Annotated in this window: 5 protein-coding genes; 3 read left to right on the top strand and 2 right to left on the bottom strand. The window is 34.0% G+C overall.

Annotation, left to right across the window (positions count from 1 at the left end; genetic code table 11):
• Window positions 1-25 precede the first annotated feature (25 nt).
• Complete coding sequence (locus tag EXE10_RS19800; protein WP_015060720.1) at window positions 26-562, bottom strand: conjugal transfer protein TraD; 537 nt, start codon at window positions 560-562, stop codon at window positions 26-28.
• Window positions 563-1,093: 531 nt separating this feature from the next.
• On the opposite strand from EXE10_RS19800, the gene EXE10_RS19795 reads away from it, so the two are divergent.
• Genes EXE10_RS19795 through EXE10_RS19785 form a run of 3 tightly spaced genes read left to right on the top strand, consistent with a single transcriptional unit; the run spans window position 1,094 to window position 5,728 of the window.
• Window positions 1,094-4,006 carry an AAA family ATPase gene (locus EXE10_RS19795; RefSeq protein WP_017480453.1) on the top strand — a complete coding sequence of 971 codons (2,913 nt, stop codon included), beginning with the start codon at window positions 1,094-1,096 and terminating at the stop codon, window positions 4,004-4,006.
• A 14-nt stretch (window positions 4,007-4,020) separates the two neighbouring features.
• Window positions 4,021-5,265 (top strand): DUF1173 family protein, encoded by a 1,245-nt coding sequence (locus tag EXE10_RS19790; protein ID WP_015060702.1) that lies wholly within the window; start codon window positions 4,021-4,023, stop codon window positions 5,263-5,265.
• A gap of 10 nt (window positions 5,266-5,275) precedes the next feature.
• Window positions 5,276-5,728: a hypothetical protein gene (locus tag EXE10_RS19785; protein ID WP_004993232.1), complete on the top strand. Its 453-nt coding sequence runs from the start codon at window positions 5,276-5,278 to the stop codon at window positions 5,726-5,728.
• 61 nt (window positions 5,729-5,789) lie between these two features.
• Here the strand turns inward: EXE10_RS19785 and EXE10_RS19780 are convergent, their stop codons facing one another.
• On the bottom strand, window positions 5,790-6,272 hold the full coding sequence (locus EXE10_RS19780) for a hypothetical protein (protein ID WP_019768104.1): 483 nt from the start codon (window positions 6,270-6,272) through the stop codon (window positions 5,790-5,792).
• Window positions 6,273-6,317: the final 45 nt, after the last annotated feature.

Here is a 6,317-nt window from a genome sequence, read left to right as displayed (position 1 = left end):
AAAATATAAGATATTTCAATTTTAGTCATTCAGCAGTAACACTTCCTGAATTATCAACTAAAGTGCTTTTTGATTTTTTTGCTTGTTCACGATCATTAATAAATTTGTCACCTGAAGCTTTCAAACTATCAAAATAACTTGGGTTATTTTTTGCATTTTCAATAGCACTTAAAAGCATCCCAGTGATAATGCCTTTATCTTCAGATGGGAAGTCTACCATTTCAAAAAGAGCGCCAATTGTAATAAGCTTGTGTTCACGTTTTTTTCGATCTTTAGCTTGTGCAACTTGGACTTCTTTTTTTAAACCTGCAAGAAGTTTTTTTTCATCCTCCTTGATTTTTTCCAGTTCTAAACGAGCTTTATATTTTTTAAACTCATTTTTCATAATCCGTTCAAAAGAACTAATTTGCTGTTTCGTTGGCGTACCTGATTCAATGTTAGAAACTAAAGTTAAGATAATTTCTTCAGTTTGACTTTTGTTCTCAAGTTTTTTTAAACGATCAATTTCTTCAGTGACGAATTTTTTTTGATCTTCAGTAAATTTAAAATCCTCAATATTCATTTTCTTAATCCAAAAGTTATAAGGTGATCAAATAATATCACAATGAAAAATTAAAAAATCCCAAAAAAATACAAAGCAACAAAAAACTATAAGAGTTCGCAAAGGCAATAGCACTGTCAATATTTTTCAGACTGAACGGAAGCCATAGGCTCACGGCTCATCTGAAAACATATTGATCAGCAAAAATCAAAAAAACACACTAATCCTAAAGGGGGTGTAAACGAAGTGTCTACCCCCGATGACCCACTGGCGAAGTGTAGGGATTCATAAGGGAATTATTCCCTTATGTGGGGCTTGGGGTGAAACCCCATATCTATATAAAAATAAATTACAAAAAAAGCCAAAAATCAGCCCCAAAAACCGCTTTTAAAATCAATGCCTTGCATTGCTTCAAAATCGGACAAATGCAAGCATTTGTTTTGTCACTTGTAGCGAATATATAGAGAGGTTATCATGACTATAGCAGTAGGAATGCACGCTTCCGCGTTTCTCTCCGAGAAACAGAAAAAGCAAAAGCAAAAAAGGCATAAAATGGCGATCTATCACTTATCAGTTAAGACAGGCAGGCAATACGGTTCTACAGGAACTCGTGGCGCAAATCATTACGCCTACATTAACCGTGATGGAAAGTATAAAAGAGATGATTTAGAAAATATTAAATCTGGAAATTTACCGTCATGGGCTACTGATGCAAAACACTTTTGGAAGTCAGCAGATAAGAATGAGCGTATTAATGGGCGTGTTTATACTGAATTAGAAATTTCATTACCTAGAGAACTTAATAAAGAACAAAGAGAAGAATTAGTAGAGAAATTTGTTGAAAAAACTTTAGGTGAAAACTTCACTTATTCTTATGCAATTCATAGTCCTCTAGCTAGTGATGGTCAGCAAAACCCGCATGTTCACCTTATGTTTTCTGAAAGAAAATTAGACGGTATAGAGCGTGACGAAGTAAAGCATTTTAAGCGTTATAATCCAGTAAACCCTGAAAAGGGCGGTGCGGGTAAAGATCGTTATTTTTCTTCTAAAATGTTTGTGGTTGATACCCGCCTAGAATGGGCTAACCATGTAAATGATTTTTGTGAAAACTTAGGTATTGATGCACGTATTGATCATAGAAGTTTTAAAGAGCAAGGTATTGAATTGTCTAGCCAAAACTTTAGAGCTGATTACGTTAGCAGTCACAAATACCATATCAATGAAAATATTAAGCAAGTACGTCATCAAAATGGTGAAATAATAATTGAGCGCCCAAGCGAAGCAATTAAAGCATTAACTTCTAATCAATCTGTTTTTTCAGTGCGTGAGCTAGAGCGTTTTTTAATGGCTCATACAGATGGTGAAGAACAATATTTAAAAGCTTATGAATCGGTAATAACTTGCCCTGATATGGCTACTTTATATGGTAAAGATAAAGTCGTATTTTCTTCTAAAGAGCTTGTAGGTATTGAGGAATCAATCTCAACATTTATCTATAATGCTAATGAGGAAAGCCGTATTCAAAAACCATTTAATCTAGTTGAGAAATTACCTTTAAATGCGGTACGTGTTGCTGAAACAAGAACATTTAATAGTGAGCAAGAAAAAGCATTCTATACCTTAACTTCTACCGATCGGATTACATTGTTGAATGGTTCTGCGGGCACAGGTAAATCATACGTTCTAAGTGCCGTTTCTGAAGCCTATAAAGAATCTGATTATCAAGTATATGGAATCGCATTACAGGCAATTACAGCTAAGGCTATAGCGAATGATTGTGATATTCCAAGTAGTACAATTGCTTCTTTCTTGTCTAAGTATGATAGCGGTAATTTAGAAATAAATAATAAAACTGTATTGATCTTGGATGAAGCAGGCATGGTCGGTTCAAGAGATATGCAACGCTTGCTTATGCTTGTAGAAAAACACGATGCACAAATAAAATTAGTTGGTGATAGTTACCAGTTAAGTGCAGTAAGTGCGGGTCATGTATTTGCAAATATTCAAGAAAACTTAGATAAGAAAAATATTGCTTCACTAGAGGATATTCAACGTCAGAAACATGCCAAAGAATCTGACAAGATGATTCAAGCATCTAAATATCTTTCTAAGCATGAAGTAGGTAAAGCAATAGATATTTATAAATCTATTAATATGGTTAATGAATACGAATCTCATGATCTAGCTTTAGCTAAAACTGTTAAGTCATGGAGTGAAGATTCTAGCGAAAGTAAATTAATGCTTGCTCATTCAAATAGTGATGTGAATGAACTAAATCGAATGGCTAGAGCATTGCTTATCAAACAAGGTAAGCTTAATCCTGAAAGTGTTTCTGTGAAAAACTATCAAGGTGATTTAGATATTTCCATCGGTGAGAAAATTGTATTCAAACAAAATAATTCACAGATGAAAGTTAGTAATGGTGAACTGGCTAAAGTAATAGGTTTTGAAAAGGATAAATTCAATAATCCTAAAGCTATGATGGTTCAAATGGAAAGTGATAGCAGAATTGTTAGAGTTGATTTAAAGGAATATGACCAGTTCAAACATGGCTATGCAAATACTATTCACTCATCACAAGGTATGACTGTAGATAGTGCTTATATTGTAGCTAGTGAAAATATGAATGCTAATTTAACTTATGTTGCTTTAACTCGACATAAGCAAAATATTCAAATCAATTATAGTGCTTTAACTTTTGCAACTAATGAAAAAGAAACTGTTAAGACCCCTGACGGTAAAGTTTCTTATGACCATAATTACAAACCAGTAGAAAGAGAAGTAACGGCTTTTGAAAACTTCAAAAAGGTACTTGGACGTTCAGAAACTAAAGAGTTCTCTACAGACTTCACACTTGTAGAATCTAAAGATAATTTAATGAAGTCTTATTTAAATGATCATAGATTGCATTTAGAGAATAAGCGTGAATTGTTTGGAATAAATAGCAAGCTGTATTCATTGACCAGTGAAAATAAAACATTCACTAAAGAAGAAATCGTTTCTGAAGTTAGAGCAAGTTTGAAATCTAAAGCCTTACTTGGTGACGAGATCGTTAAGTTTAACGGCAATATGAATATAGCAAAAGGTGAGCTTGTAAAACTTACTAATGATCTTGAGATTAAAACAGGACTATTTAAAAAGGTAACTTTTGAAAAAGGTACTGAATTAAAAGTTATTGATGCTTATAAAGTTAAAGATAAGCCAGTAATGAAAGCACGAATTAAAAATGAAGAATACGAGATTCCTTTCAATAAATTGAATCTTGAATATTCAGATAAATACTTTAATGAGTTTAAAGACCAGTCAAAAGCTAGATTCGATTCACGGCATAAAACTGAAGTCTATACAGAGTTTAGAGAACAGCTTTTAAAGCAAAAAGCGAATGCACCAAAAGACAATTTGAATGCACCTAATCAGCGTATTAAAAACCCAAATACGCCTAATCGAAACACACCTAAATATTAAATGAGGGCGGTTTTATGAATAATTTTATACATAATGGAAAAATTGTTAGTCCTGATGATGAAGTATTAACACAGGCAATTTTGCAAGAGTGTTATCAAAAAGGGATTAGACCTATTTGCGCTTGTCTGCCACAAAAAAACATTGAAATGTATATCGCTAAAATTGGCGAAAACTTTGTTTTAAAGCGTATGCCTAACAGCGCAGATCAGCACGACTTTAGTTGCCTAAGCTATGAGCCACCTACTGAAATTTCAGGACTAGGCGAGGTTATTGGGGAAGCTATCAAGACAGATGAAACAGGGGCAAGTGTTTTAAAGTTTGAGTTCAGTTTGTCAAAAAGCAATGTATCCAAACAAGCGCCTACGCCAAGTGATACACCTAAAGATACTGTAAAAGCTGAAACAACAAAATTGACCTTAAAAGGGACGTTAGATTACTTGCTTGAAGAAGCTTTGTTAAACCGCCACCAACCGAACATGAAGCATAATTGGTTTCAATTTCGCAAGGCATTAAAAGTAGCTTTGAATGATAAAAAGAATAAAAAAGATGATTTAAGTGGATTGGTTTATATCCCTGAATATTACGACCAAACCAAACACAATGAGATTGAAGCCCGAAGAAAAGCAGAGTTGGCAGACCTGAAAGTTAAAGGCAATAAACGCCCATTAAAAATATTTATTGGTGTGATTAAGTCTATTGAAGATGCACGTTTTGATGGGGGCAGAATCATTCTAAAACATGCCCCAACCTTGCATTTATTTATGGATGCAAAAATGTATAGCCGAGTTAATAAACGCTTTGAAGCCGAGCTTGAGCAGGCGCATTATCAAGACGATGTAAACCTATTAGCAATTGGGACTTTTGGATTTGCGGATAGTGGTATCGCAAAGATTGAAGAAATTGCTCTAGTGCCTTTAAATCAAACTTGGCTACCATTTGAGAGCTTGGGTGAAAAAGAACTCTTAGACACGCTTACAATGCAGAATAGGTCATTCATTAAGTGCTTGCGATATAATCTAAGCCCTAAAAGTCCAATTGCAAACGTATTGCTTACAGACACCAACCCACCAACGGCATTTTACTTAATCAATGATCAGACTGAAGATTCTTATATTACTGAAGCAAAGGAATTGATTGCTTCAAGTGAGTTCACATCAATTCTGGTCAATGTCGATCGGGACGTTGTAGACATTCCACCACCTGAAAATAAACCGTTGTTAGGCTATAACAATCATACTGACACCGCAGTTAATAGTTAAGGATTCATATATGGATTACCAAGAACAGGAACAATTTAAAATTTTTGCGGGCTTTGTCGCTTTTCTGATAGCTGTTTTTTGCTTTCTAGTATGGAAAGGCTCAAGTGCCGTAGGTTTAGATTTTGCCACTGGAATGAAGTCTAGTGTTGGCTTAATTGCTTTGGTAGTGGCGCTGTACTTTGCTATCAAATGGGATATACCTAAAGCTATGCTTTACCCTACGGTAGCTGTTTTATTGGTTGTCTGCTTATTCCCTGCATTAAATTATTATGCGCTTGAAGCTTCAGAAAAATCATTTAATCAAACAACTAATTTTCTTGGTCAGCCAGTACAAGAATTTTCAGCGACCACAATTACCGTTATGTGGGGCATGTGGTATATGAAAGCGGTTTACATGCTTGTAGCGGGCTTAATTGGAGTTGTTCTACAAAGAATTAGGTATCCTGAAGAAAATTATTTTTAAGCGTACTAAGCAAAAAAAGCCAGTTCTATACTGGCTTTTTTATTTTTCTAAAAGGTTGTTTTTAGTCTAAGTTTCTTTTAATGATGATTTTGTATTTATTATGGTCACGCTTTCCACGTTGCCCTGAAAAATATATTCCTGAAGTAGATACATTGTCTGAATTAATCAAAACAAATGGTAAATTTTGTTTCGCTAGAGTGATATAAGCTTCAACACAATCTTTTAACTCATTGTTTTTTTGATCTTTTGGCAAGTCAGCTACGATAAAGCCAACATTAAGTTGATGCTTTTCAAATGTTTCAATAGCTTCACGTTGATCTGCGTCATAGTGAATTTTATTAATTAGTCTAGATATACAAATTGAAATAATTTCATAAACAAGAATTGCGAGTGCTAAAAACATCCCCGCAAAAACTGTAATTTCTTTGCTAAAAATTACACCTAAGTATTCACTTATAATGAATTTAATAAAAATAACTAAAGCTACAACGAAAATCAAAATTTTCAGTATGTTTAGAAGAGATGGATCCGTAAATTTGAACAACTCCTATAAGTGATATTCTGCTCCTCAAATGATGTTATAAACATC

The sequence above is a fragment of the Acinetobacter sp. WCHAc060033 genome (assembly GCF_004209125.1).
GTDB classification, from domain to species: Bacteria; Pseudomonadota; Gammaproteobacteria; order Pseudomonadales; family Moraxellaceae; genus Acinetobacter; species Acinetobacter wuhouensis.
Note: the sequence above shows the minus strand (reverse complement) of the source record. Positions and strands in the feature narration are given on the sequence as shown.

Coding starts and splice junctions, on each gene's coding strand:
- EXE10_RS19800 (WP_015060720.1), bottom strand. CDS start 562: ATGAATATTGAGGATTTTAAATTTACTGAAGATCAAAAAAAATTCGTC.
- EXE10_RS19785 (WP_004993232.1), top strand. CDS start 5,276: ATGGATTACCAAGAACAGGAACAATTTAAAATTTTTGCGGGCTTTGTC.
- EXE10_RS19795 (WP_017480453.1), top strand. CDS start 1,094: ATGGCGATCTATCACTTATCAGTTAAGACAGGCAGGCAATACGGTTCT.
- EXE10_RS19790 (WP_015060702.1), top strand. CDS start 4,021: ATGAATAATTTTATACATAATGGAAAAATTGTTAGTCCTGATGATGAA.